This is a genomic window from Streptomyces sp. NPDC051677 (genome assembly GCF_044453465.1).
GTDB lineage: Bacteria > Actinomycetota > Actinomycetes > Streptomycetales > Streptomycetaceae > Streptomyces.
In genome coordinates this window covers 58,170-82,496 of record NZ_JBITCT010000046.1, presented here as the reverse complement: position 1 = coordinate 82,496, position 24,327 = coordinate 58,170, and the positions used below count along the sequence as shown (strand labels likewise).

Below are 24,327 nucleotides of genomic sequence, written 5' to 3'. Positions count from 1 at the left end.
CGACCCGCTACGACAAGACCGCCGAGTCCTACCAGGCAGCTGTCACGCTCGCCTCGCTCCTGATGTGGGCGTGACATTTGAAGACAACTCCTAGGAGCTGCTCGATCTCCACCAGGTCGTCGGTGCCGCTCAAAGGACCTCCCGTGCCCATCGGTGAGAATATGATTCTCGCAATCGATTATCACGCTTCCATGTGTCATGCCCTCCGTCAATGCCCTCCGTCAATGCCCTCCGTCAATGCCTCCGTCAACGCCGGCGCGTACTTCGACGGCTGTTGTCCGAATGGTTGATTCTCCAATAGCGAGAAGCTAGTTTCCAGACCATGGATCAGTTCCTGGCCTTCACGGTGGTCGGCCTGAGCACCGCCGCGATCTACGCCGTGATCGGCAGCGGTCTGGTGCTCACCCACACCACGGCCGGCGTCTTCAACTTCGCGCACGGCGCGGCCGGGATGCTCGCGGCCTTCGCCTACTGGCAACTCGCCGTCGGCTGGGGATGGCCGGTCCCGCTCGCCCTCGCTGCCGTCCTCCTCGTCCTCGCGCCCGCTTTCGGCCTGTTCGTGGAACGGGTGCTGATGCGCCCGGTGCAGGCCCTCGGTGAGGCCGAACGGCTGGTCATGACGGTCGCCCTGCTCACCGGGTGCATCGCGCTCGCCCGCTGGGTGTGGGACCCCAACACCCCCCGCCCCCTCACCCCCTTCTTCGCCGACGAGCCGGCCCTGCGCCTCGGGCCGGCCGCCGTCACCTGGCACCAGGCCGTCACCATGGCGGTCGCCCTCGCCGTCGCCGGCGGACTGTGGTTCCTGCTCCACCGCACTCGCGCCGGCACCGAGATGCGCGCGTCGGTCGACGACCGGGCGCTGGCCGGGCTCACCGGCGCCGACCCGCTGCGCGCCGGCCGGCTGGCCTGGGTCCTCGGCATCCAGCTCGCCGCCGTCGGCGGCATCCTCATCGCGCCCACCGTCGCACTCGACGCCCAGCAGCTCTCCCTGCTCATCGTCAGCGCCTACACCGCCGCCGTCTTCGGCAGGCTGCGCAGCCTGCCGCTGACCTTCCTCGGCGCGATCGCCGTCGGCCTCCTGGAGGCCTACCTCGCCGGTTACCTGCCGCAGAACGACTACCTGCCCGGCCTGCGGCTGGCAGCCCCCGCGCTGCTCCTCCTCCTCGCCCTGCTCGCCTTCCCGCACCGCCGCCTGCCCGGCCGCGACCGCCGCCTCGTCCCCGTCGCCCTGCCCGCTCGGCGCGGCGCCCTGCTCCTCGCGGGCGGCATCCTCGCCCTCGCGCTGCTCCTGGTCACCGTGCTGTCGCAGGACGCCCTCATCTCGTACGGCGCGATCTTCGCGCTCGGCGTCATCGCCCTGTCCTACGTCCCGCTCGCCGGATACGCCGGGCAGGTCTCGCTCTGCCAGTGGTCCATCGCCGGGATCGGGGCGGTGGCGTGGGGACACCTGGGAGCGCACGGCGAACTGTGGGCGCTGCCGGTCGCGGTCCTCGGGTGCGCGGCCGTCGGCGCGTTGATCGCGCTGCCCGCGCTGCGGCTGTCCGGCATCTATCTCGCGCTCGGCACCGCCGCCTTCGCCGTCGTCCTCGACCGGTGGATCTTCACCCTGCCCGCCTTCGACCTTCTCGGCGTCCGCATCGCCCTGTTCGACCAGGGCTCGGTGTCGGTCACCGGCCCCGACCTGTTCGGACTGCACCTGACCACCCCGGCCCAGCTGCTCGTCCTGGCCGCCGTCTGCCTCGCCCTCGCCTCGCTCGGCGTGGCCGCGCTGCGCCGGGGCCGGTTCGGGCGCCGGCTGATCGCCCTGCGCGACAGCGAGGCCGCGTACGCCACCCTCGGCGGACGGCTCCTCGGCGCGAAGGTCGCCGTCTTCGCGCTGTCGGCCGCGATCGCGGGACTGGGCGGCGCCCTCTACGGCATGCAGCTGCAGACGGTCACCGCCGAACAGTTCAACCTCGTCGCGGGGCTGCCGATCTTCCTGATCGCGGTCATCGCCGGACTCGGCCACGTCGGCGCGGGCCTCTTCGCAGGCGTCGCGTTCGTCGTGCCGACTCAGGCGCTCGGCGAACTCGGCGCCTGGGCCCAGGACTTGTCCGCCCTGCTGATCGCCCTCGCCGGCATGGGCCTCGCGCACAGCCCCAGCGGGGTCATCGCCCGGTTCCGTATCGAATGGGCGCCCCTGGCCCGAGACCGGCTGCTGCTGGGGGCGTTGGGGGCGGTCCTCGCCGGGTGCTGGCTGCTCGCCGCGCTCGGGGCGACCGACGGACGGCTGCTGCTCGGCGTCGCCCTCGCGACCGCCGTGGCCCTGCGGAGCCGAGCCGCAGCCCGCCAACAGGCCCCTGCCGAACTGCCGTTGGAGTGGTGGGGAGTGAGCCGACCGTGGCGGCCCGAGGACGGGGAGGTGCTGAGCCGTGCCACTGCTGCAGGCTGAGGAGGTGACCGTCTCCTTCGGCGGCCGCCGGGCCCTCGACGCCGTGTCCCTGACCGCCGAGGCAGGCCGGGTCACCGGGCTCATCGGGCCCAACGGGGCCGGCAAGAGCACCCTGTTCGACGTCGTCACGGGCCTGCGCCGCCCCCGTGCCGGCCGGGTCCGCCTCGACGGCCGCGACATCACCCGCGAAGGCCCCGCCCGCCGCGCCCGGCGCGGCATGTCCCGCACGTTCCAGCACCTGGAGCTCTTCGGCCGGCTCACCGTCCGCGACAACCTCCTCGTCGCCGCCGAACTCGGCCCCGAACGCCGGCATGCGGCCCGCACGGCCGACGCGGTCCTGGCCCGGCTCGGCCTGACCGACCAGGCCGACGCACCCGCCGACGCCCTGCCCACCGGCATCGCCCGCCTCGTCGAGGTCGGCCGCGCCCTCGTCCTCAAGCCCCGCGTCCTGCTCCTCGACGAACCCGCCGCGGGCCAGGACGCCGAGGAGACCGAACGGTTCGCCGCCCTGCTGCGCGCCCTCGCCGCCGACGGCGCCGCCGTCCTCCTCGTGGAACACGACATGAGCCTCGTGATGACCGTCTGCGACGACGTCCACGTCCTCGACCTCGGCAAGGTCGTCGCCGCCGGCCCGCCCGAACGCATCCAGCGCGACAGGACCGTGCTCGCGGCCTACCTGGGGGAGACATGAGCACGACCCGGACCACCCCGGCGGCGCAGCCCGCACGCCGGGCGCCCGAGAGGCCCCTGCTGGAGCTGGCCGGCGTCCGGGCCGCCCACTCCGGCATCACCGTCCTGCACGGCGTGGACCTCGCGGTCGCCGCCGGACAGGTCGTCGCGCTCCTCGGCCCCAACGGCGCGGGCAAGACCACCGTCCTCAAGGTCGCCTCCGGCGTCCACCCGCCCAGTGGCGGACGGCTCCTGCTCGGCGGCCGGGACGCCACCGGCATCCGCCCCGGCGAGCTCGCCCGCGCCGGGGTCTGCCTCATCCCCGAGGGCCGGGGCGTCTTCCCCAACCTCACGGTCCGCGAGAACCTCCTGATGATGACCTTCACCGGCCGCAGCCGGGAGGAGATCGAGGCGATCGCGTACGCCCGCTTCCCCGTCCTCGGCGGCCGCCGCACCCAGCACGCCGGCACCCTCTCCGGCGGCGAGCAGCAGATGCTCGCCCTCGCCCGGGGCCTGGCCACCGACCCCGCCGTCCTGCTCCTCGACGAGCTCTCCATGGGACTCGCCCCGCTGGTCGTCGCCGAACTGTACGAACTCGTCGCCGAGATCGCCCGCCAGGGCGTCGCCGTCCTCGTCGTCGAGCAGTTCGCCGCCGCCGCACTGAAGATCGCCGACCACGCCGCCGTGCTCGTCCGCGGCCGGATCCAGTGGCAGGGACACCCCGACAGCTCCCTCCACGCCGAACTCTCCTCCTACTACCTGGGGAGCACCGCATGACCAACACCAACCACACGGCCCCGGCGAAGCCGGCAGACCCGGTGACCTCGGCGGACCCGGCGGCCCCGGTGACCTCGGCAGGCCCGGTGACCTCGGCAGGCCCGGCGGCCCCGGCAGGCTCGGCGGCCCTGGCGGACCGGCCGGCCCCGGCAGGCCCTGCGGCCTCTGCGGACCCTGCGGCCTCTGCGGACCCTGCGGCCTCTGCGGACCCTGCGGCCTCTGCGGACCCGGCAGACCAGGCAGACCAGGCAGGCCCAGGGGACCCGGCGGCCCAGGCAGGCCAGGTGGCCCCGGCAGGCTCGGCGACTTCGGCAGATCAGGCAGGCCCTGCGGGCTCGGCGGCCCCTGCGGGCTCGGCGGCCCCTGCGGGCTCGGCGGCCCAGGCAGGCCAGGCAGGCTCGGTGGCCCTGGCGGACCGGGCGGCCCCGGCAGGCCCGGTGGCCCCGGCAGACCAGGTGGCCCCGGCAGGCCCGGTGGTCCCGGCGGGTCGGGCCGAAGAGGCCGAGCGGGCCGAGCGGTTCGTTCGGGCTCTCGTCGAGCTGAAGATCGCCGACCCCGCCACCGCCCGCGCCGCGCTCTGGCTCCGCGTCGGCGGGCTGCTGATGCTCGCCGGTCTGGTCCTCGGCGGCCTCGCCTTCCCCCTCGCCCACGCCACCGACTCCGGCCTCGGCCAGGGCGACGCGCTCGCCCTCGGCCTCGGCGGGGTCGCCGCCGCCGTGGTGGGCGGCGCGCTGTTCCTGCGCTACTCGCTCACCGGCTTCCTGCGCTTCTGGCTCGCCCGCCAGTCCTACGACCTCGACCGGCTGGGGGAGCGTCTGACCGCCACCCCACCGGCGACAGCGCCCGCACCCCCGGCAGAAGGAGAATCGCCCCATGGCGTCGTCCCCCGCACCGACCCCGCGCCCCGGTGACCAGCTCGCCGCCGCCACCGGCAGCACCCGCGTCATCGTGATCCGGGCCCCCAAGGGCGCCACGGACACCGTCGAATGCGGGGGCGTCCCGATGCTCCCCGCCAGGGAGGTCCCCGCCCAGCGGGTCCCCGCCGGGGCGCCCGCCGCGCAGGCCCCCGGCACGCTCATCGGCAAGCGGTACGTGGACGCCGCCGACACCCTCGAACTGCTGTGCACCGCCTCCGGCGCGGGCCCACTGACCTACGGGGGTGAGCCGTTGACCGTCAAGGCGCCCAAGGCGCTGCCCGCCTCCGACTGACGAACCCTCGGTACTCACCTGGTGGACGCCCCCTTGACGGGCGCTCCCGGCGGATCGACACTCGATTCGGGAATCCTAGTGAACAGGTAGGGAAACAATGGGGCGCCTAGAGCCGGTCACCAGCCGAGCGAGCCGCACGGCGTGGTCGTCGCCCCTTCTCACCTCCCGCCGTCACATCGACCTGCAGCGGGTCTGCAGCGCGATCCCCCTCGGCTGAGAGCCCCGGCCCGTCCCCGCACCCACCCGCCCCGGCGACGCCTCACCCGCGCCGCTTCGTCCGGCGTGCGGGGACGAGTGCCACGCCCTCCCGTCCGTCGTCGCAACCGCCGCGCGCACGTCCTCAGCGCGCCCGCCCCCGGGGAGAGTCATGTCCGTCACACCGCTGACCGCCGCCCACTCGTCCGCCCGGCCCGCCCCCGCATTCCGGGGCCGGATCGGCCGGGACGCGCGCAGCGGCCACTACGCCGTGCCCCGCCGCTACCGCCTCCACCTGGCAACGGCCGACCCCGAGTGTCTGCGCATCGCCGTCACCCACAGCCTCCTCGGCCTGGCCGAGGCCTGCCCCGTCACCTTCCTGCCGGCCGAACCGGACTGCCCCGACGGCGGCCACTCCGCGCTGCGCCCGCTCTACGACGCCAGCGCGCACCGGTACACCGGGCCGGCCCTCGCGCCCGTGCTCAGCGACGACTGGTCCGGGCGCATCGTCAGCAGCCACGGCCCCGACATCGCCCGCGACCTCGCCCGGAGGTTCGGCGGCGGCCGGCCCACGCTGTACCCGTGCGGCGCCGAGTCGCAGATCGAGGCCGTCGAGCGGATGTGCGCACAGGGCATCGAGGCGGCCGCGCAACGCGCCGGAGCGGCCGACGCGGCGGAGGCGGAGCGCGCCGCCGCCCTCGACACGCTGCTCACCACGCTCGGCGTGCTGGAGCAGGGCCTCGGCAACCACCAGTACCTGATTAGCGATCAGATCACTGCCGCTGACGTCGAGTTGTGGGTCACCCTGGTTCAACTCGACACCGTGCACCGCAATCACCTCGACGCGGCCGCCGTGCAGCGCATCGCCGACCATCCGGCCCTGTGGGCCTACGCCCGCCGACTGGCCGCCCAACCGGCCTTCGGCGCCCACCTCGACCTGGACGCCATCGCCCGCCGCCACCACGCCCGTTGTCAGGGCCTGGAGGCCGCCGGCGCGGCCGTCCAGATCCTGGACTGGGAGACTCACGCCGCCGACGGCGCCGAGACCCGACCGCAGGTCAACCGCCCGTGAGCCAGTCCACCCACTGGACGGGCATTGACATCCGTTCGGGCAATTGTCTTAAGTGATGACCCTTCGACAAGCGCGAGGGCCCCACGGGCCGGAACAGTGACGGTGACGGACATGTACGCAGCGAATCGGACGGCGCCTCGCCGCTCCCGGGGCTGCGTACGGCCGTACCTCGACATCCTCGTCGCCAACCGCGCCGTCGACCTCCTGCGCGTGAACAGCGCACTGTGTACCGCACCGGGCCGTGCCCGCTGTCGGGGCTGTCAGGGCTGACCCCCTTCCCACCAGCCTTCGCCCCGCCTCCGCGTTCCTGACGAACACCGCCCGAGCGGTGTGCCGTTGCCCGCCCCACCCCGGTTCTGCCGTACGCATCCGTGCGCCGTGCCTGCCCGCGTTCCCGACGCAGAGCGCTCCCTGCCGCCCTGCCCGCGACGCGCCTCAGCCGTCCACGACCGCCGTGCCCCCGGGGTGTCCGACTCCCGCCGGAGCTCCCCATGAGTGAACCCCCAGGCGCCGTGACCCTCGCCGAGTCGCCCGCCGCCCACACCCCGCCGGAAACGCGGCTCAGCGCCCAGCGCGTGCAGCCGCTGCGCAAGCCCGGCCGCTGGATCGCCACCGCCGTCACCCTGGTCCTGATCGCCCAGTTCGTCCACGGACTGGTCTCCAACCCCTTCTACCAGTGGGACAGGTTCGGCTACTGGTTCTGGCGGCCGACCATCCTCGACGGACTGCTCATCACCCTCGAAGTGACCGCCTGGAGCGCCGTGTTGGGCCTCCTCGGCGGCATCCTCCTCGCCCTCGCCCGGCTCTCGAAGAGCCCGGTGCTGCGCGCCGCGAGCTGGACGTACGTCTGGGCACTGCGGTCCGTGCCGCTGATCGTGGTCCTGCTGTTCCTCTACAACTTCAGCGCCCTGTACAAGACGTTGAGCGTGGGCGTCCCCTTCGGGCCCGCCTTCTTCACCTTCGACGAGTCCCGGCTCGCCACCGACATGGCGGTCGCGGTCGTCGGCCTCAGCCTCAACGAGGCGGCCTACGCCGCCGAAGTGGTCCGCGGCGGCATCCTCTCCGTCGACCAGGGCCAGCACGAGGCCGCCGCGGCGCTCGGACTGCCCAAGGGCTACCAGTTCCGCCGGATCGTCTTCCCGCAGGCCCTGCGGTCCATCACCCCGAACTACGTCAACCAGCTGATCGGCCTGATCAAGAGCACCTCGCTGGTCTTCTACGTGTCGCTGCTCGACCTGTTCGGCTCCGCGCAGAGCATGGGCTCCACCTACCCCGGCGACATCGTGCCGCTGCTGCTCGTCGTCACCGTCTGGTACCTGATCCTGACGAGCCTCGTGTCCGTCGCCCAGTTCTACGTCGAGCGGTACTACGCCCGGGGCGCCACGCGCTCCCTGCCGCCGACCCCGCTGCAGAAACTGCGCACCGGCCTGCGGGACCTCCGCGAGCGTGCGCGCCGGGAGGCCGCCGTATGACCGCCGAAACGCTCACCGCTGCCGAGGCCGCGCCCGCTGCCGAGGCCGCGCCCGCCGCCGTCGAGGTGCACGACGTGCACAAGTGGTACGGCGCCCACCGGGTGCTGGACGGCGTCGACCTGACCGTGCGGCCCGGCGAGGTCACCGTGATCCTCGGCCCGTCCGGCTCGGGCAAGTCCACCTTGCTGCGGGTCATCAACCACCTGGAGAAGCCGGAGATCGGCTACGTCAGCGTCAACGGCGAACCGATCGGCGTCCGCCGGCACGGCGACCGGCTGCGCGAGCTGAGCGAGCGGGCCATCCTGACCCAGCGCAGCCGCATCGGCTTCGTCTTCCAGAACTTCAACCTCTTCCCGCACCTGACCGTGCTCGACAACGTCGCCGCCGCCCCGGTGGCCACCGGGAAGCTCGCCAAGCCCGAGGCCCGGGCGCTGGCCGCCGAACTCCTCGACCGGGTCGGCCTGGCCGACAGGGCCGGCGCCTACCCACGGCAGCTCTCCGGCGGCCAGCAGCAGCGCGTCGCCATCGCCCGCGCCCTCGCCCTGCGCCCCGGCGTCATCCTCTTCGACGAACCCACCTCCGCCCTCGACCCCGAACTCGTCGGCGAGGTCCTCGCCGTCATCAAGAACCTGGCGACCAGCGGCACCACCCTCGTCATCGTCACCCACGAGATCGGCTTCGCCCGCGAGGTCGCCGACCGGGTCGTCTTCATCGACGGCGGAAAGATCGTCGAACAGGGCCCGCCCGGCGAGGTCCTGGACAACCCGCGCCACGAACGGACGCGCGACTTCCTCAGCAAGGTCCTCTGACCCCTCTTTCCTCCCCCTTCTCTCATCGCCTCACCGGACAAAGGAACGACCATGCCTGCCCACTTCACCCGACGCAGCCTGATGCGCGGCATCACCGCGGCGACCGCCGTCGCCACCCTCGCCACCGGGCTCGTCGCCTGCGGTGGTGAGAGCGACGCCGCCACCACGACCGACAGCGCCGCCTCCGGGACCGTGACCATCGGCCAGGTCTCCAACGGCGCCGCCAAGGAAACCACCCTGAAGGTGGCGGAGGTGAAGTCGATCAGCGCCGAACTCCCCGACGCGATCCGCAAGAGCGGCAAGCTGGTCGTCGGCAGCGGCAGCCTGCCGTCCGGCTCCGCCCCGCTCGGGTTCGTGGGCAGCGACCAGAAGACCCTCACCGGCGCCGAGCCCGACCTCGCCCGGCTGGTCGCCGCGGTCCTCGGCCTGAAGCCGGAGACGAAGAGGTTCACCTGGGAGAACCTCTTCGTCGGCATCGACAGCGGAAAGGTCGACGTCGCCTTCTCGAACGTCACCGACACCGAGGAGCGCAAGAAGAAGTACGAGTTCGCCTCCTACCGACAGGACAACCTCGGCTTCGAGACGCTGAAGTCCAGCAACTGGAAGTTCGGCGGCGGCTACGAGAGCCTCGCCGGCAAGACCGTGGCGGTCGGCGCGGGCACCAATCAGGAGCGCATCCTCCTGGAGTGGAAGAAGAAGCTGGCGAGCGAGGGCAAGAAGCTCACCGTCAAGTACTTCCAGGACAACAACAGCACCTACCTGGCGCTGAGCAGCGGCAAGATCGACTCCTACCTCAGCCCCAACCCGGCCGTCGCCTACCACGTGACCCAGACCGCGAACACGCCCGACCCCACGGCGAACGCGGGCACCTACTCGGGTGCGGGCGCGAGCCTGCAGGGCCTGATCGCGGCGACCGCCAAGAAGGACAGCGGCCTCGCCAAGCCCCTCGCCGACGCCATCAACTACCTGATCGACAACGGCCAGTACGCCAAGTGGCTCGCCGCCTGGAACCTCTCCAACGAGGCCGTCGCCAAGTCCGAGGTCAACCCGCCCGGCCTGCCCCTGACCGACTCCTGATGACGACTCACCCGCACCCCCTCGACAACGCCGTCCGGGCGGCCCTCGACGGCCTCCGCGACCGCGGCGACACCCCGTTCCTGCACTCCGCCGCCGACAACACCCCTGCGACCCGCTCTACGAGTCCCTCGGCTTCACCCTGCGCCGCCGCTCGACCATCGCTCGGTGCGCACACCGGGAACATCCGGCGAGGCCGGGGCGTTGTGACTGTTGACGGGATGTGTGAGGCGCCGTCCGGCGCCCGGCGAAGGAGGGGGCGGGCCGTGATCCACATATGCCATGCCGTGCACCTCCACTCCCGGCCGCACATCGACCTCCAGCGCGTGGCCGGCGCGCTCTGTAGCTCCTGAACCCTCCCCCAGCCTTCGGCCGGGGGACTCCCCTCTCGCTGCGCTCCCCACCGCCCCGCCCATCTTTCGGCGTGGGCCGGCGCTCTCGTACGGACCTCCAGGAAGGCGCCCTCGTGTCCTCGACCTCCTCCTCTTCCCCTCTGCACCTCGCCGTCGCGCTGGACGGCACCGGCTGGCACCCCGCCTCCTGGCGTGAGCCCGTCGCCCGCCCCCGTGAGCTGTTCACGGCCGGATACTGGGCCGACCTGGTCGCCGAGGCCGAGCGCGGCCTGCTCGACTTCGTGACCATAGAGGACGGCCTCGGCCCGCAGTCCTCGCACTTCCTGGACCCGGACGACCGCACCGACCAGGTCCGCGGCCGCCTCGACGCCGTCCTCATCGCCTCGCGCATCGCCCCGCTCACCCGTCACATCGGCCTGGTCCCGACCGTGGTGGCCACGCACACGGAGCCGTTCCACCTGTCCAAGGCGATCGCCACCCTCGACTACGTCAGCACCGGCCGCGCGGGCCTGCGCGTCCAGATCACCGCCCGCCCCACCGAGGCCGCCCACTTCGGCCGTCGCACGATCCCCCGCATCGAGGCCTACGACGCCCCGGACACCCAGAAGTCGGTGACCGACCTGTTCGACGAGGCCGCCGACTACGTCGAGGTCGTCCGCCGCCTCTGGGACAGCTGGGAGGACGACGCGGAGATCCGGGACGTGGCCACGGGCCGCTTCATCGACCGCGACAAGCTCCACTACATCGACTTCGAGGGCCGCCACTTCAGCGTCAAGGGCCCCTCCATCACGCCGCGCCCGCCGCAAGGTCAGCCCCTGGTCACCGCCCTCGCCCACGACACCATCCCCTACCGCCTGGTGGCCCGCGCCGCCGACGTCGGCTACGTCACCCCGCACGACGCCGCGCACGCCCGGGCGATCGTCGCCGAGATCCGCGCCGAACAGGAGATGGCGGGGCGGGCCGCCGAGCCGCTGCACGTCTTCGGGGACCTGGTCGTCTTCCTCGACGACGACCCGGCCGAGGCCGCCGCCCGCCGCGACCGCCTCGACGCCCTCGCCGGCGAGGAGTACACCGGCGACGCCCGTATATTCGCCGGCACGCCCGCTCAACTCGCCGACCTGCTCCAGGAGTTGCAAGCGGCCGGTCTGAGCGGGTTCCGGCTGCGCCCCGCCGTCGCGGGACACGACCTCCCCGCCATCACCCGGGGCCTCGTCCCCGAACTCCAGCGCCGCGACGCCTTCCGTCGCGCCTACGAGGCCGACACCCTGCGCGGGCTGCTCGGCCTGCCCCGCCCCGCCAACCGCCACACCGCCGCGACCGAGACCGAGACCGAGACCGCGACCGCTACCGCCATCGCCTGAGCGGGAGGGAGACCCCACCATGAGCAAGCCGCAGAAGCAGATCCACCTGGCCGCGCACTTCCCGGGCGTCAACAACACCACCGTGTGGAGCGACCCACGGGCCGGCAGCCACATCGAGTTCAGCTCCTTCGCCCACTTCGCCCGGACCGCCGAACGCGCCAAGTTCGACTTCCTCTTCCTCGCCGAGGGCCTGCGCCTGCGCGAACAGGGCGGCCAGATATACGACTTGGACGTGGTCGGCCGCCCCGACACCTTCACGATCCTCGCTGCCCTCGCCGCCGTCACCGACCGCATCGGCCTGACCGGCACCATCAACTCCACCTTCAACGAGCCCTACGAGGTGGCCCGCCAGTTCGCCAGCCTCGACCACCTCTCCGACGGCCGCTCCGCATGGAACGTCGTGACCTCCTGGGACGCCTTCACCGGCGAGAACTTCCGCCGCGGCGGCTTCCTCCCGCAGGAGGAGCGCTACGCCCGCGCCAAGGAGTTCCTCGCCACCGCCCACGAGCTCTTCGACTCCTGGCAGGGCGACGAGATCATCGCCGACCAGAGCACGGGAACCTTCCTGAGCGACGCCAAGGCCGGGGCCTTCGTCCACGAGGGACGGCAGTTCGACATCCACGGCAGGTTCAACGTGCCGCGCAGCCCCCAGGGCCGCCCGGTGATCTTCCAGGCCGGCGACTCCGACGAGGGCCGCGAGTTCGCCGCCTCCAGCGCCGACGCCATCTTCAGCCGGTACGCCACCCTCGACGCCGGCCAGGCCTTCTACACCGACGTCAAGTCCCGCCTCGCCAAGTACGGCCGCCGTGCCGACCAGTTGCTGATCCTGCCCGCAGCGAGCTTCGTCCTCGCAGACACCGACGCCGAGGCGGCGCAGCTCGCGCAGCACGTGCGCCGCCAACAGGTCAGCGGCGCGACCGCCCTCAAACACCTGGAGTTCGTCTGGAACAGGGACCTGTCCGGCTACGACCCGGAAGGGCCCCTGCCCGACATCGACCCCGACCTCGGCGAGAGCCACATCGCCCGCGGCCGCGCCCAGGTCAGGATGTACCGCGACCCGCTGGCCACCGCCCGCGAGTGGCGGGAGCTCGCCGAGGCTAACAACTGGTCGATCCGTGACCTGGTCATCGAGACCGGAAACCGCCAGAACTTCGTCGGCTCCCCGGCGACCGTCGCCCGGACGATCAACGACTACGTCCAGGCCGACGCCGCCGACGGGTTCATCCTCGTCCCGCACATCACCCCGAGCGGCCTCGACGAGTTCGCCGACAAGGTCGTTCCCCTCCTCCAGGAACAGGGCGTCTTCCGCACCGAGTACGAGGGCGCCACGCTCCGGGACCATCTCGGCCTCGCCCACCCCGACACGACCGGGGCCCAGCGGGCGGCCTCGTAGCAGCACCGTGATCCGGTGTGCCGGCGGTCTCTAGCCACAAGCAACTGTTGCTGGGATTTCGGTGACTATGAGTGGCTGTGTGTTCACTCGTTGATGATCGATGAACTTGGGGTGGAAGCCGGTCCGTTGGCGCGGTGGCAGGTGCATTGGTGCGACCCACGGCGGGAGGTGTCGTGGTACGCCGCCGATCCGGTGCTGGCGGGTCTGCCGACGCTGGCAGAGTGGGCGCACGCGCACGGTACGCAGATGGGACAGCCGGTGCTGCTGCGGGCCGTTGGTTGGTCGGTGCCAGAGGCAGCTCGCCCGTCGTCCTTCCCGCACCACTGGCCAGTCTGGTCCGCGAGCTCATCGCGACCCGCCGGGGCAAGGCCAAGATCGGCACTCCGGACGATGTCGCCTGGCTTTTCCCCGGAGGTCGTCCCGGACAGCCCCTCGGTGACGACCGGATCGGCGAGCGACTGAACAAGAAGGCCAACTACGCCGCCGATGTGAGTCGCCGCAGCAATTCGTCCGCCGAAAGTCCGAAGCGAACGGCATCCCACCCGCGTTCCAGCATCTGCATGCCCGCGCCATCGACGCCGAAGCCGCCGCCCAGGCCCTGCGGGAGGACAACGGCCGGCTTCGCGAGCGCGTCGCCGTCTATGCCCAGGTCATCCACGAACTCCGGACCGAGCTGGACCGGCGCACCGACAACAACACCCAGCGCAGTCCCGTCCGGAGCCTCCCCACCAGCATCATCTGATGCGCGGGAACCAATGCCGTTGCTTGATTTAGTGAACTATCGCTGGCTTCAAGGTGATGCTCTTCAGAGGGATGCGTCGGGTCGGTCGGCGTGGCTGACCTGCTTTGCGGATCGAGTAGCGCCCGTCGGCGCGTTTCAGGAGCCGGTCGGATTCCCTGAGCCGCCTGGGGCCGCTGTCGAGCTTGCGGCGGACTTTCGTTGCCATGTTCGTCAGGAACTGCCTCATCCTGGTCGGGGTGTTCCGGCTCTGGCGGACCACGCTGCGCCGGACGTGCTTGAGCACCTTGAGGAAGGAGATCCGGTCGGGGTCGAGTCGGCCGTGGTCGGCAACGCGCATGACGATTCGAGTCAGGCAGTGGTGGATGATCAGGTGTGCCCACGCCTCCTGGCGTGCCAGTCCCGGGTCGGCAGAGCGCAAGATCGCCAGGCCGCCGCGCTGGAACGTCTTGATCTGCCGATACGCCGTCTCCGCCTCCCAGCGCTCGTGGTACAGGGCCGCAAACTCCGCTGCGGGGAAGGCATCGGTGTCCATAAGGTCAGTCAGCAGCCGAATGACCTCGCCACCGTCGACCTGGTATTCGATGACGCGTACCAGCACTCCGCCGGGGTGGTTTCCCTTCTGGCCGGCCAGGTTCATCCGCGCCAGGTAGGTGCCGTCCGGCAGGTGCTCGATCGGGCGCCGGGCCACGCTCGAGCGGGCCCGTAGCAGCAGGTGAGCCCCCGCCCGCGTGTACGCCTTCCACAGCTCGACGCCAGGAAAGCCCCGGTCCATGATCACGAGCATTCCGGCAGCGCTGTCGGCCATCGCGACCGCCAACTCCCGTTCCCCGCCGCTGAATGCACCCACCCGCGCATCCACCGACGCGTGCGTCGCGGCCTCCGTCAAAGTCACCACACGCACCTGCGGGAACCCGGCCGGGTTACCCCGCGCGTCCAGCAGCCCGCCCAGCTCGGCCCGGTTGGCCGGAGTGTCCGGCGCGTCCAGCACGAACCCGTCCACCGCAGCGACCCGCATCCCGCGGTAGAACGCACCTGACAGGCCCAGCGGCGCCACCGGCCCCGCCAGCCTTCGGAATACCGCCTCCAGCGCCGCCTCGCCCAGACGCATCCGGGCCCGCGTGAAGGACGACTTGTTCGGCACCGCCTCGTGCATGTCGGACCAGGCGCCCACCAGGTTCTCCGCAACGTCGTCGTAGGAGTCCTGATGGAACAGCGCCAACGCGAGCACGTAGTAGACCATGAACCTGACCGGCAACGCCCCCGGACGCCGGTCCCGCCGACCGCACTCCGCCAGCGCCTGGTCAACCAGTTCCGGCGGCACCCACTCGGTCAAAACACCCAGCCGTACCTCGTCCGACAAGCCACTCCACGGATGCACAACCAGACCAACGACCCCGCCCTGACACCGTCACCCGATACGCGGCAGTCGTTCTCGAATTCAAGCAACGGCATTGGCGCGGGAACAGCAGATGAAACGGTGATCGCTTCACGAGCACAGGGCCCACTTGCCGGCCCTACTTCTCGATGACGAAGTAGATGGCCCGGTGCTCATCCACCTTCTCCAGCAGGCCCCTGTCCGCCAGTCGTCGGTATACCTCTCGGATGTACTTCTCAGATGGGTGGTAACCGGCGTCTCGCAGGGTCTGCATTCCGCGGCTCGGGTCCCAGGTTCCGCCGAGCGCGCGAACGGACTTCTCCAGGGACTCTCGCTGGGTGTTCTCAGCCTTCTGCACCTTGGCCATGTGGTTGCGGATGCTCTCAGGGGCGCCCTTGTAGTCGCAGTGGTCGCACTTCTTCCAGGCGCCCGCTTCGACGGCTGCGTCGGTGACGGGGTTGTCGGGGCCGTAGCCCTGGCTCTTGAGGAGTTCGGCGACGGAGCCGCTGTGGTGGACGGCGAGGTAGGCGGCTTCGGCGATCTTGTCATGACCGGCGGCGAAGGTACGTCCGTAGCCGATGGCGGTCTGGCAGCCGCAGTAGCAGCGGTTGGTGGTCGCGGTGTCTGTCATGCCGTCAGGTTAGCCAACCCGGATAACCCTAGCAAGGCTTGGAAACCCTTGGATTTCTAGGATGAGAGAAGGTGGGTGGCGTTCCGTGCCCCACGCTGGGCGCTGCATGTCCGTTTATTTGGGGTGAAAAATGGGCGTCAGGCATGTGTGAGCCAAGTGCCCTGTTCAGGGAGGTGCCTGACAGATATCCGAGGAGTGTCAGACATGTTGGCCATGCCTGTCAGGCGCCCGCTTCGGGTCGGCCGAACCGAGTCGAGCGGGCGTTTCGCTTCGTTTCGATCGAAACAAGATCGTGAGGCACGGGACGTCCAAGCGGTCGGCGGCATACGGTCGCGCCCACGCGGCGACTCCCGCTGCTGCTGCCCCGGTGCACCCCGTGCTGCGGTGCGTCGCCCCGGGCGGGATTACGGAAACTGGTCGGCCGAACCACTTCGTGGACAGGCTCGCCCGATCCGAACGCGAGTCCAGGAAGCGTATAGATCGAAACACCTTCCCGGCCCGGTGAGCCCAACAGCCGCCGAAATGATCTTGGCCGGTGAGGGCTTCCGCAGCGTGACGTAGAGCCGTCATACGCACGGGTCTCCTTATACGGCCCGGCGGTAGCGGTCGCCGTGATGGCGGTCGAACGCCCAGTGGTGTGCTTCGGGGGGTTCGCCGCAGTCTTCGCAGATGCCGGGGCGCAGGGCCACCTCAAAGTAGTTGTGAGCGAATCCGCCGGGGCCGTCGTAATCGCTTTGCGCGGCGGTCTGGCACTCCCGGCCGGGCCAGCAGCGGCCGCAGCAGTCGTGACGGAAGATGGTCGGATCTACCTTCTTCGCACACCCCATGTGACTGCACACGAAGTAGCCGCCTGCATGGTTGGTCCACCGGCGGGTGATGAGCAGGTCGGTGTCCTCCTCCGCTTCCTCATCCGACGCGGAGGGCGCAGTCGCGCGGGGGTTGGAAAGGGCGATGAGGATGACTCCCGCCACTGCAACGGCCACGCCTCCGATCACAACACCTGCTTGGCGCACGTGCCCGAGGCTGTTCCATCTGTCCGCGATGCGCTGACGCAGGGTCCGTTGGTCGTCGCTGCCGTCTGGCTGCGAGTCGGGGGGCTGAGGATCACCACTCTGGGATGTCGAATCGTCCGACGCAGCCATCTGACGGGCCGTCCTCTCTGCTCTGAGAATCGGAAGTTTAGAGGCGTTAGGGGCAGCGGCATCTACTGGTGCCGTAGCAGGCAACGTTTGCCCTGTTGTGACGTGACGCGCCGTCCGGGTGCTGTGCCGGGCGGCGCGTGGCCGTCACCCTGGCTGGGTGGCGGAACGACCTGAGCGTCCTCGGCGTCCTCTACTGGCGGCGGCCGGTCGACTACCGCTGGGCGCGCGCGACCCTCAGTTTCGCCACGCTGCTCGCCCTCGTCGGCTACTGGCTCTTCCCGTTGGCCCCGCCGCGCCTGATGCCGGACCTCGGCATCATCGACACGGTGCACGGCGTCCAGGACTTCTCCAAGCCGGACCACGGCACGCTCGCGGCGCTGACCAACCAGTACGCAGCGATGCCCTCGCTGCACTTCGGGTGGTCGCTGTGGTGCGGGCTCGTCATCGCGATCGTCGCGCCGAAGTGGTGGATGAAGGCGCTGGGGCTGCTGCATCCGCTCTTCGCCGTCTCCGCGATCGTCGCCACCGGCAACCACTGAGTGCTGGACGCCCTGGGCGGGGCGGCGGTGGTCTTTGCCGGGTTCGGGCTGTCGTACCTCTTCATGGGGCCCCGGGCGAGGTCCTTGCCGAACTCCGCCAACACCGGCACGGAGAAGGAGGAACAGCACCCGGTCACGGTGACGGGCGGCAGGGCTGCGCCGGGCTGACTCCGGTTCAGGTTCGGCCTGAGGCAGCGCCGGGCCGGCCACGGCTCCGGTTTGACCTGAGGCCGGGGTGCACGGAGACTCGTATATGTAGTGCATATGCCTCGTAGGTGCACCTTGATGCACCTGGCCGGTGCCTCGCGCAGTCGGCGTCGGCGCACCACGCAGTTCCCCCGCGGCGGCCCAGTCTCCCTTCCTGTTCTCAGGGCAGCGGTGTCAACGGGCGCCGGAACCCGAGAGGGGAGGTTACGAGATGGCCTTCCATGCTCTGCCTCGTCCGAGCCCTGTGCGCAAGCGTTTCTGGGTGGAGACCGTCCTGGGCGGCCTTTCCGCGCTGCTCTTCCTGGTGACACTCCTCTGGCGCGACTGGATCGAGATCGTCTTCGGCTTCGATCCGGATGCCGGGAGCGGTGCGGTCGAATGGCTCATCGTGGCCGTCACGGCCCTGGTCGCCGTCCTGTGCACCCTCGGCGCGCGGATCGAGTGGCGCAGAACTCATCCGGCGACCGCTTCCACCGCGCGGTAGACGCGCGGTGGGCGAGCGGTGCCCAGGGGAAAGGAGGAACGCCATGCCTGAGGATGTCACCGAACTGGTCCGCAAGGCCCCGCTGAGTTTCCTCGGGACGGTCACCCGTCTCGGCGACGCGCGGATGTCGAACGTGCCGGCCGACGAACGGACGGCCGTGGTCCAGGTGGACGAGGTACTGCACGCGCCGGACGCCTTCAGGCGGCTCGCGGGCAGTGAGGTCACCGTTCAACTGTCGGACGAGATCGATCCGCCGGTCGTCGGAGAGGCGGCCGCTTTCTTCACCCGGGGAACGGTCTACGGCGAAGGCCTGGCCGTCGCGGAAGTCGGCCGGTTGCCCGCCGACGCCGTCCAGGAGCATGTCTCCCTCGCGGCCAGGACAGCCGACGCGATGCCGTTCTCCGCGGTGCAGCGGGACATCGCGGCCACCGACATGGTCGCCCATGCCGACGAAGCGGACGCGGTGGTCGTCGGCACCGTCGTGGCGCTGGAACAGATGGGCGGCGAGCCGTCCACGGAGCACGCCCCCGACTGGTGGCGTGCGCAACTCGACGTGGAGCACGTGGAGCAAGGGGAGCTGTCCCCGGGACCGGTCTCCGTGCTCTACCCCAACAGCCTGGACTTCCGCTGGTACGAGGTGCCCAAGCCGAAGGCCCAGCAGGAGGGGATGTGGATCCTGCACGCCACGGAGGGTGACCTGAGCAAGTGGGCGCCGTACCAGCTCCTGCACCCCGACGACCGTCAGCCGGTGCAGAAGCTCGAAACCCTGCAGTCCGCGCGGAGGTGAGCCCACATGTCCACCCTCAAGGTCGTCAACATCACCCCTGTCGCTCTGAGCGGCGACGTCAGCCAGGACGGTGAGCCGAGTATCGCGGTCAACCCCGAGCGGCCGAACGAGATCGTCGCGACCGCGTTCACCCCCGATCCGATGGGCGGTCCCCTCGCCCCGGTCTACGTTTCGACCAACGGTGGCGACACCTGGACGCTGCGAAGCATCGTCCCCGGCGGCGCCGACGGCCTGGGCACCGGGGACATCTCGGTCGGTTTCGCCTCGACGGGAGGCGCCCTGTACGCGGGCATCCTCAACGGGCAGGCAGCCGTGGACGGCATCACCCGTATGCAGATCCTGCGCTCGCCGGGCATCGGCTCGACCGCGCCCATGGCGATTCTCGTCTCGCGGGACCAAGAGGACCAGCCGTGGGTGGTGGCCGGGAGCGTCCGTGCGAACGGCGGCACCCGCGACCGCGTCTACGTCGGCAACAACGACTTTGGGCAGGGCACTTCGCGGACGGCGACCGTGGATGCCTCGGACGACGCCCGTACCGCGCCGGCACCGGCCGGGTTCACACCCACCCCGATCGAAGCGCGCTCCACCTCGGGACAGGACGGGCCACCGGTACGGATCGCCCTGCATCCCGACGGGACCGTGTACGCGGCCTTCCAGAGCTGGCAGGCCCGCAGCGGCTCGAACGTCACCTTCGACGTCGTGGTCACCCGGGACGACAACGGAGGTGCCGGGCCGCCCCGGTTCCAGGATCTGACGGACACGGTGGACCACACGGTCGGCCAGCGGGTGGCGACCGGGAGGTTCGTGAAGTTCAACGCGATCATGGGACAGGAGCGCCTGGGCAGCGATCTCTCGATCGCGGTCGACCCCACCGACTCGGGCAGCGTCTGGGTCGCGTGGTGCGACCGCGTCGGCGGACTGATGGGGACCGACTACACCCTGCATGTACGGCACTCGACCGACCACGGCCAGCACTGGTCGTCCGACGTCCGCACCATCACCGATGCCAAGAACCCGGCGCTGGCGGTGAATTCGGACTCCCTGACCGGCCTGGCCTACCAGCAGTTCACGCACGCACAGTGGGTGACGGCGATTGAGCTGACCGCCGACGACTGGCAGAGCCCGGCGGAGCATCAGGTGCTGCACCAGGCGCCCGCCAATGTTCCGCAGCGGCAGGGGCTGCCCTTCCTCGGCGACTACATGCGGCTGCTCACGATCGACCGGGACTTCTACGGCGTGTTCTCGGGGAACAACACCCCCGACCACGCCAACTTCCCGGCTGGTGTGTCGTATCAGCGCCACGCGGACTTCGTGCACCACCAGTTGCTGGATCTGGACAACGTCACGCGGGTGCCGCCGTCGATCGACCCGTTCTTCTTCCACCGGGCCGCGTAGCCGCGAGCCGCGCGGTCGGTCCAGGATCGTCCGGGGTTGTCCGGGGTGCTTCCTACCCACTCCGGGCTCCCGAGGATGTGCAACGCCAGGTCCGGGCGGTGCGCCCGGGCCACCAGGCGTAGGCAGGTGAGCGGGTTGTCCCGTACTGGGCGGCGGGTGACCGCCGCGCCCGGCGCCTGCGCCCGGCGCAGGCGATGGGCGTGCAGGAGGATCATGAAGCGGGTCAACGGGCGTTCACTCCGGGAGTTCGGCGACGATCCGGGTCGCCTCGCGGAGGATCCGGGTCGCTTCGCGGAGCGCGGCGTGGGCCGTTGCCGCCGTGGCGGAGAGCAGGGAGCGGACGCCGGGGAGGTCGCGGCCGTGCTCCAGGTCGGAGCGCAGGACGCCGTGCTTCTCCACGCGATCTTCTGCGACAACTTTTCCCCGCATCTGACCACGAAGAGGTGCCAGCGGGTCGGCGCCTGGGCGGCCGCGAACAACGTCGAGATCGCCTACACCCCGACGAACTCCTCCTGGCTCAACCGCATCGAGACCCAGTTCACGGCCCTGCGTTACTTCACCCTCGACGGCACCGACCATGCCGCCCATCAGAACAGGGCAGCATGATCCACCGCTACATCATCTGGCGAAACCGCCATGCCGACGACCGGCGCCTACGCGCCAGTCGACAGGGCGAACGTTGCCTGATGCAGCATTAGTTTCCGTTCGGATGTGCCCCGAGGGCCGGTGCCTTCCACGCCTCCGGGGCACAGGGCCTTCCCGGGCCATGCCAAGCAGCACTTGACTCACATGCCTGACACCAGAGCGTAGCGCCTGACCTGCGCAAAGTGCTTCCGCACCCTAGATAGCCCGGGTGGCCTTAGCTATACGAGAACAAGGCCTTGACATTGGAAGCAACAACTCGCAATGGGCGAGAGAAGCCAGGGCCGTCACCCTCCCCCGAAGGTGACGGCCCTGGCGCTTCCCCCGGCGCCGGACTGCGGTCTCTACGTGGCCGTACGGCTCACCAGCACATGACGGCCGTCTCGCCCGAACCCCACCCGGAGTACAGGCGCACGCGGACGAAGTAGCGGCGGCCCCGGACGAGCCGGGCCCTGATCGCGGCGTTGCGCGGAGTGCCTCCGTCGTCGTGTCCCGCGAGGAAACGGGGCTCGCCGTCCCGCTCCTCGAAGACCACGACCACCGAGTCGACCTCCCCGAAGGAGCCGAAGGTGTACTCACGGGTCTCCCGCGGCTCGACGGTGAAGTCGGCCTGCTCGCCCGGCCCCAGCGTCAGCGCCACCGAACGGAACGGCGCCAGCGCGGGCGGGCGCGGCGCGTCGAGCGGCGGATACCAGCCGAGCGCGAACTCCTTGTCCAGCGGCGACAGCGCCCCGGGCGGGTGCACTCCGCCGCGGAACTGCTCCGGCTCGAGGATCAGCCCCGCCGCGAAGGGATACTCCATCACGGACTGCGGATCCCACACCGACCCGTTCACCTCAGCCGGGTCCAGCTTGCGCAGGATGTTGAACCAGGTCCGTTCCCGGCTCCAGTGGTTGGGCGGGCCCGCCAGATCGGCGTAGACGGCCTCGTCGTCCCAGTGGAGGCCGGCGAACGGGCTCTGGTGCTCGTGCTGCATGCCGAGGGCGTGCCCGATCTCGTGCAGGGCCGTCGCACGTTCCCCGGGCGCGGTCAGGTCCCAGCCGAAGTTCATGGTGCGCTCGCTGAGACCGGCCCTCAGCGCGTCCCGGCCCACCGCCGACCAGGAGCCGTCACCCGGCTGGAAGCCGATGCGCAGCTCCGCCTCCGAACGGTCGGCGACCTCGGCGAACGACACCCCGATGCCCAGCTCCCGCCACTCGCGGAAGCAGTCGCGCACGACCTCCCGCTGCTCCTCGCCGCCCACCCACGACACCCACCGGGTCCCCCCGGAGCCCGGCACGGAAATGACCGACCCGTCGCCCTCGCCGTCGAAGAAGCAGTAGTGCAGCACGGTGCCGTTGACCCACATCCGCCGCCCGCTCAGCAGCGCGCCGAGCCGCTCGGCGGCCAGCCCCGGCGCGAAGGCGGGGGCCGACTGCTGGGCGAGCGAGCAGTAGCGGGCGGTCATGGGCTCCAGAGTGCCGTGCGGGACCCGCCCGGGGCCTGAGTCGGGGGCTACTCAAGTCGCCCTGTATCAGGCGTGAGTATGCCTACTCCAGTAGATGTGACGACGTTCGAACCGCACGCCAAGACCCTGCGACTGCCGTGGCCGTTCACGGGCCGGGACGAGGAACTGGAGCTCGTCCGCCGCTCCTTGACGGGGGCCCGGCCGGGCATCGTGATCACGGGACCGGCGGGCTGCGGCCGCACCCGCCTCGCCATGGAGGCCGTCCGCGGCGCCGACTGCGCCCGGGTGGCCGGCGCCCCCGAGACCCGTGCCCTGCCCTTCGCGGCCTTCGCCCATCTTCTCCCCGAAGGCGTCACCCTGCACCGTGCCGTCCAACTCCTTTCCGGGGTAAGGCTGTTGCTGGTTGACGACGCCCATCTGCTCGACGACGCCTCCGCCGCCCTGGTCCACCAGCTGGCCGTCCACGGCCGGACTCGTCTGCTCGTCCTCGTCACCGATGGCGTCCCCGCGCCTGCCGCCGTCTCCCGCCTGTGGACCGGCGAACTGCTGCCCCGTCTGGCCCTTCAGCCCCTGCCCCACGAGGAGACCGTCCCCCTCCTCACGGCCGGCGCCGGCGGACCGCTGGAGCCCCTCACCGTCAACCGTCTGCTGCGGCTGTGCCGGGGCGATCTGCGCCTCCTGCGCGATCTGCTGGACGCGCTGCGCGAGCCGGGCGTGCTCACCCGGGGCGCGGACACCGACGCATGGACGTGGCGCGGCCGGCTCCCGGTCACCCCGGCCCTGCGGGAACGCACCGCCGCCGTCCTCGCCCGCTCATGCCCCGACGAACGCGAGGCCCTCGACCGCCTCGCCTTCGCCGAACCCCTGCCGCTGCCGGCGGACACCCTGGACCTGCGGACCCTCGAACGCCTGGAGACGGACGGCCTCCTCGACGTCGCCGCCGACGACACCGTCCGGCTGGCCCACCCTCTGCACGGCCCGGTCCTGCGCGCCGCGGCCGGCCGACTGCGCGCGCGGCGGCTCACCGGCCGGCGGCGGCCCGTCGCACCCGCCCTCGACGCCGAGGCGGCCGAGCTGACCCGCCGTATCGAGCGGGCCGACGTCCGCGCGACGCCCACGCCCGTGGGGGAGTGGCTCGTCGCGGAGGGGGAACCGGTACCGCCGTGGTACGCCGCCGTCCGCGCGCGGTTCTCGCGGCTGCGGGGAGAACTGCGCGAGGCGGCGGCCTGGGCGAGGGAGGGCCTGGCCGAGGCCCCGCGCGACCATGCCTGCCGCACCGAACTGGCCCTGGCCGCCGCCCAGTCGGGAGAGACGGGCGCCCTCGTCGACCCTCTCGCCGAACACCCCGGCACCGCCGCCTGGCCGCCCGCCGCCCGCGGAGACCTCGACACGGCCCTGAAGACTTTGAAGACCACCGCCCCCTGCACGGGCCAGGGCCCGTCCACGGGCGCCGCGGCCGGCGTCGACCCCGCCGCCGCCCGCGCCGAGCGCATTGCCCCTGGCCCGTCCACCGGACCCGACACCTGCCCGACCCAGGCCCCACCCGCACCGCGCGCCACCCAATCCGCCCACGCCCCCTGCTCCGCCCACGCCCCCTGCTCCGCCCACGACCCCTACTCCGCCTACGATGCCGTCCGGCTTGGCGTTCCTGAGCGGGCCGTGTGCCTGCTTCCGGCCGACGGTGTTCTCGGTCGGCACGCGCGTGCGCTCGCGCGGGGCGACGGTGCCGCCCTGGACCTGGTGGCCGCCGAGCTGGAGGAGCGCGGCTTCCTCCTCTTCGCGGCCGAGGCGCACGCGCAGGCCGTACGGGTCCATCGCGACCCCAGTGCGGCCCGCACCGCCCGAACGCGTGCCGTCGCCCTGGTCCGGCGCTGCCAGGGCGCCCGCACCCCGGCGCTGTCGGGTCTGGTCCTGGGCGAACTCACCGCCCGCCAGCGGCAGATCGTCACCCTCGCCGCCGCCGGTCTCAGCAACCGGCAGATCGCCGAACGGCTCACCCTGTCCGTCCGTACCGTCGGCAACCACCTCTACAGCGCCTACACCCGCCTCGGGGCCGGCGACCGCGGGGCCCTGCCGTGCCTGGTGGAGCAGCCGGCCTGAGGCCCCTGGACCGGTCGGGCC

Annotated in this window: 23 protein-coding genes and 2 pseudogenes; 19 read left to right on the top strand and 6 right to left on the bottom strand. The window is 71.3% G+C overall.

Annotated elements, in window-relative coordinates:
- Window positions 1–322 precede the first annotated feature (322 nt).
- The 13 genes from ACIBAF_RS38815 to ACIBAF_RS38755 all read left to right on the top strand — a co-directional run bounded on the left by ACIBAF_RS38815 (window position 323) and on the right by ACIBAF_RS38755 (window position 12,815).
- Entirely contained in the window at window positions 323–2,431 is a 2,109-nt protein-coding gene (locus ACIBAF_RS38815; protein WP_399469687.1) for an ABC transporter permease, read from the top strand.
- Window positions 2,412–3,122 carry an ABC transporter ATP-binding protein gene (locus tag ACIBAF_RS38810; protein ID WP_399469685.1) on the top strand — a complete coding sequence of 237 codons (711 nt, stop codon included), beginning with the start codon at window positions 2,412–2,414 and terminating at the stop codon, window positions 3,120–3,122. Before ACIBAF_RS38815 ends, ACIBAF_RS38810 begins: the two co-directional genes overlap by 20 nt.
- On the top strand, window positions 3,119–3,877 hold the full coding sequence (locus ACIBAF_RS38805) for an ABC transporter ATP-binding protein (RefSeq protein WP_399469683.1): 759 nt from the start codon (window positions 3,119–3,121) through the stop codon (window positions 3,875–3,877). The genes ACIBAF_RS38810 and ACIBAF_RS38805 overlap by 4 nt, the downstream gene beginning before the upstream one ends.
- Window positions 3,878–4,278: 401 nt before the next feature.
- Window positions 4,279–4,788: a hypothetical protein gene (locus tag ACIBAF_RS38800; RefSeq protein WP_399469681.1), complete on the top strand. Its 510-nt coding sequence runs from the start codon at window positions 4,279–4,281 to the stop codon at window positions 4,786–4,788.
- Window positions 4,751–5,086 carry a hypothetical protein gene (locus ACIBAF_RS38795; RefSeq protein WP_399469679.1) on the top strand — a complete coding sequence of 112 codons (336 nt, stop codon included), beginning with the start codon at window positions 4,751–4,753 and terminating at the stop codon, window positions 5,084–5,086. The genes ACIBAF_RS38800 and ACIBAF_RS38795 overlap by 38 nt, the downstream gene beginning before the upstream one ends.
- Window positions 5,087–5,183: 97 nt before the next feature.
- Window positions 5,184–5,303, top strand: a complete 120-nt coding sequence (locus ACIBAF_RS38790) for a putative leader peptide (protein WP_399469677.1) — start codon at window positions 5,184–5,186, stop codon at window positions 5,301–5,303.
- A gap of 150 nt (window positions 5,304–5,453) precedes the next feature.
- Window positions 5,454–6,353, top strand: a complete 900-nt coding sequence (locus ACIBAF_RS38785; protein WP_399469675.1) for a glutathione S-transferase C-terminal domain-containing protein — start codon at window positions 5,454–5,456, stop codon at window positions 6,351–6,353.
- A gap of 491 nt (window positions 6,354–6,844) precedes the next feature.
- Complete coding sequence (locus ACIBAF_RS38780) at window positions 6,845–7,825, top strand: amino acid ABC transporter permease (RefSeq protein WP_399469673.1); 981 nt, start codon at window positions 6,845–6,847, stop codon at window positions 7,823–7,825.
- Window positions 7,822–8,634 (top strand): amino acid ABC transporter ATP-binding protein, encoded by an 813-nt coding sequence (locus tag ACIBAF_RS38775; RefSeq protein WP_399469671.1) that lies wholly within the window; start codon window positions 7,822–7,824, stop codon window positions 8,632–8,634. The genes ACIBAF_RS38780 and ACIBAF_RS38775 overlap by 4 nt, the downstream gene beginning before the upstream one ends.
- A 51-nt stretch (window positions 8,635–8,685) precedes the next feature.
- Entirely contained in the window at window positions 8,686–9,711 is a 1,026-nt protein-coding gene (locus tag ACIBAF_RS38770) for an ABC transporter substrate-binding protein (protein ID WP_399469669.1), read from the top strand.
- Window positions 9,711–10,061, top strand: a complete 351-nt coding sequence (locus tag ACIBAF_RS38765; protein WP_399469667.1) for a putative leader peptide — start codon at window positions 9,711–9,713, stop codon at window positions 10,059–10,061. The genes ACIBAF_RS38770 and ACIBAF_RS38765 overlap by 1 nt, the downstream gene beginning before the upstream one ends.
- Window positions 10,062–10,174: 113 nt before the next feature.
- Complete coding sequence (locus ACIBAF_RS38760) at window positions 10,175–11,422, top strand: LLM class flavin-dependent oxidoreductase (RefSeq protein ID WP_399469665.1); 1,248 nt, start codon at window positions 10,175–10,177, stop codon at window positions 11,420–11,422.
- A 19-nt stretch (window positions 11,423–11,441) separates the two neighbouring features.
- Complete coding sequence (locus tag ACIBAF_RS38755) at window positions 11,442–12,815, top strand: NtaA/DmoA family FMN-dependent monooxygenase (protein ID WP_399469663.1); 1,374 nt, start codon at window positions 11,442–11,444, stop codon at window positions 12,813–12,815.
- Between the two features lie 475 nt (window positions 12,816–13,290).
- Here ACIBAF_RS38755 and ACIBAF_RS38750 read toward each other — a convergent pair whose 3' ends face one another.
- The 4 genes from ACIBAF_RS38750 to ACIBAF_RS38735 all read right to left on the bottom strand — a co-directional run bounded on the left by ACIBAF_RS38750 (window position 13,291) and on the right by ACIBAF_RS38735 (window position 16,546).
- Window positions 13,291–13,473, bottom strand: a complete 183-nt coding sequence (locus ACIBAF_RS38750; RefSeq protein WP_399469661.1) for a hypothetical protein — start codon at window positions 13,471–13,473, stop codon at window positions 13,291–13,293.
- Window positions 13,474–13,585: 112 nt separating this feature from the next.
- Window positions 13,586–14,917 (bottom strand): IS4 family transposase, encoded by a 1,332-nt coding sequence (locus ACIBAF_RS38745; RefSeq protein WP_399469659.1) that lies wholly within the window; start codon window positions 14,915–14,917, stop codon window positions 13,586–13,588.
- Between the two features lie 154 nt (window positions 14,918–15,071).
- The gene (locus tag ACIBAF_RS38740) at window positions 15,072–15,563 is read right to left on the bottom strand and encodes a hypothetical protein (protein ID WP_399469657.1); all 492 of its coding nucleotides are present in this window, start codon (window positions 15,561–15,563) and stop codon (window positions 15,072–15,074) included.
- A 584-nt stretch (window positions 15,564–16,147) separates the two neighbouring features.
- Window positions 16,148–16,546 (bottom strand): hypothetical protein, encoded by a 399-nt coding sequence (locus ACIBAF_RS38735; RefSeq protein ID WP_399469655.1) that lies wholly within the window; start codon window positions 16,544–16,546, stop codon window positions 16,148–16,150.
- 329 nt (window positions 16,547–16,875) lie between these two features.
- On the opposite strand from ACIBAF_RS38735, the pseudogene ACIBAF_RS38730 reads away from it, so the two are divergent.
- The 4 genes and pseudogenes from ACIBAF_RS38730 to ACIBAF_RS38715 form a co-directional block, all read left to right on the top strand.
- A pseudogene (locus ACIBAF_RS38730) lies at window positions 16,876–17,412 on the top strand (phosphatase PAP2 family protein); the annotation flags it as partial.
- A 250-nt stretch (window positions 17,413–17,662) separates the two neighbouring features.
- On the top strand, window positions 17,663–17,935 hold the full coding sequence (locus ACIBAF_RS38725; protein ID WP_399469653.1) for an ABC transporter permease: 273 nt from the start codon (window positions 17,663–17,665) through the stop codon (window positions 17,933–17,935).
- Window positions 17,936–17,978: 43 nt separating this feature from the next.
- Window positions 17,979–18,722, top strand: coding sequence for a hypothetical protein (locus tag ACIBAF_RS38720; protein ID WP_399469651.1), 744 nt, complete (start codon window positions 17,979–17,981; stop codon window positions 18,720–18,722).
- A gap of 6 nt (window positions 18,723–18,728) precedes the next feature.
- Window positions 18,729–20,117: a hypothetical protein gene (locus tag ACIBAF_RS38715; RefSeq protein ID WP_399469649.1), complete on the top strand. Its 1,389-nt coding sequence runs from the start codon at window positions 18,729–18,731 to the stop codon at window positions 20,115–20,117.
- A gap of 234 nt (window positions 20,118–20,351) precedes the next feature.
- Here the strand turns inward: ACIBAF_RS38715 and ACIBAF_RS38710 are convergent, their stop codons facing one another.
- Window positions 20,352–20,516 (bottom strand): hypothetical protein, encoded by a 165-nt coding sequence (locus ACIBAF_RS38710; RefSeq protein WP_399469647.1) that lies wholly within the window; start codon window positions 20,514–20,516, stop codon window positions 20,352–20,354.
- Between ACIBAF_RS38710 and ACIBAF_RS38705 the strand changes: the two are divergent.
- Window positions 20,517–20,804: pseudogene (locus ACIBAF_RS38705) on the top strand (IS630 family transposase); the annotation flags it as partial.
- A 316-nt stretch (window positions 20,805–21,120) separates the two neighbouring features.
- On the opposite strand, the gene ACIBAF_RS38700 reads toward ACIBAF_RS38705, so the two are convergent.
- The gene (locus ACIBAF_RS38700; RefSeq protein ID WP_399469645.1) at window positions 21,121–22,206 is read right to left on the bottom strand and encodes a M12 family metallopeptidase; all 1,086 of its coding nucleotides are present in this window, start codon (window positions 22,204–22,206) and stop codon (window positions 21,121–21,123) included.
- A gap of 96 nt (window positions 22,207–22,302) precedes the next feature.
- Between ACIBAF_RS38700 and ACIBAF_RS38695 the strand changes: the two genes are divergently transcribed.
- Window positions 22,303–24,306, top strand: coding sequence for a LuxR C-terminal-related transcriptional regulator (locus ACIBAF_RS38695; protein ID WP_399469643.1), 2,004 nt, complete (start codon window positions 22,303–22,305; stop codon window positions 24,304–24,306).
- Window positions 24,307–24,327 lie beyond the last annotated feature (21 nt).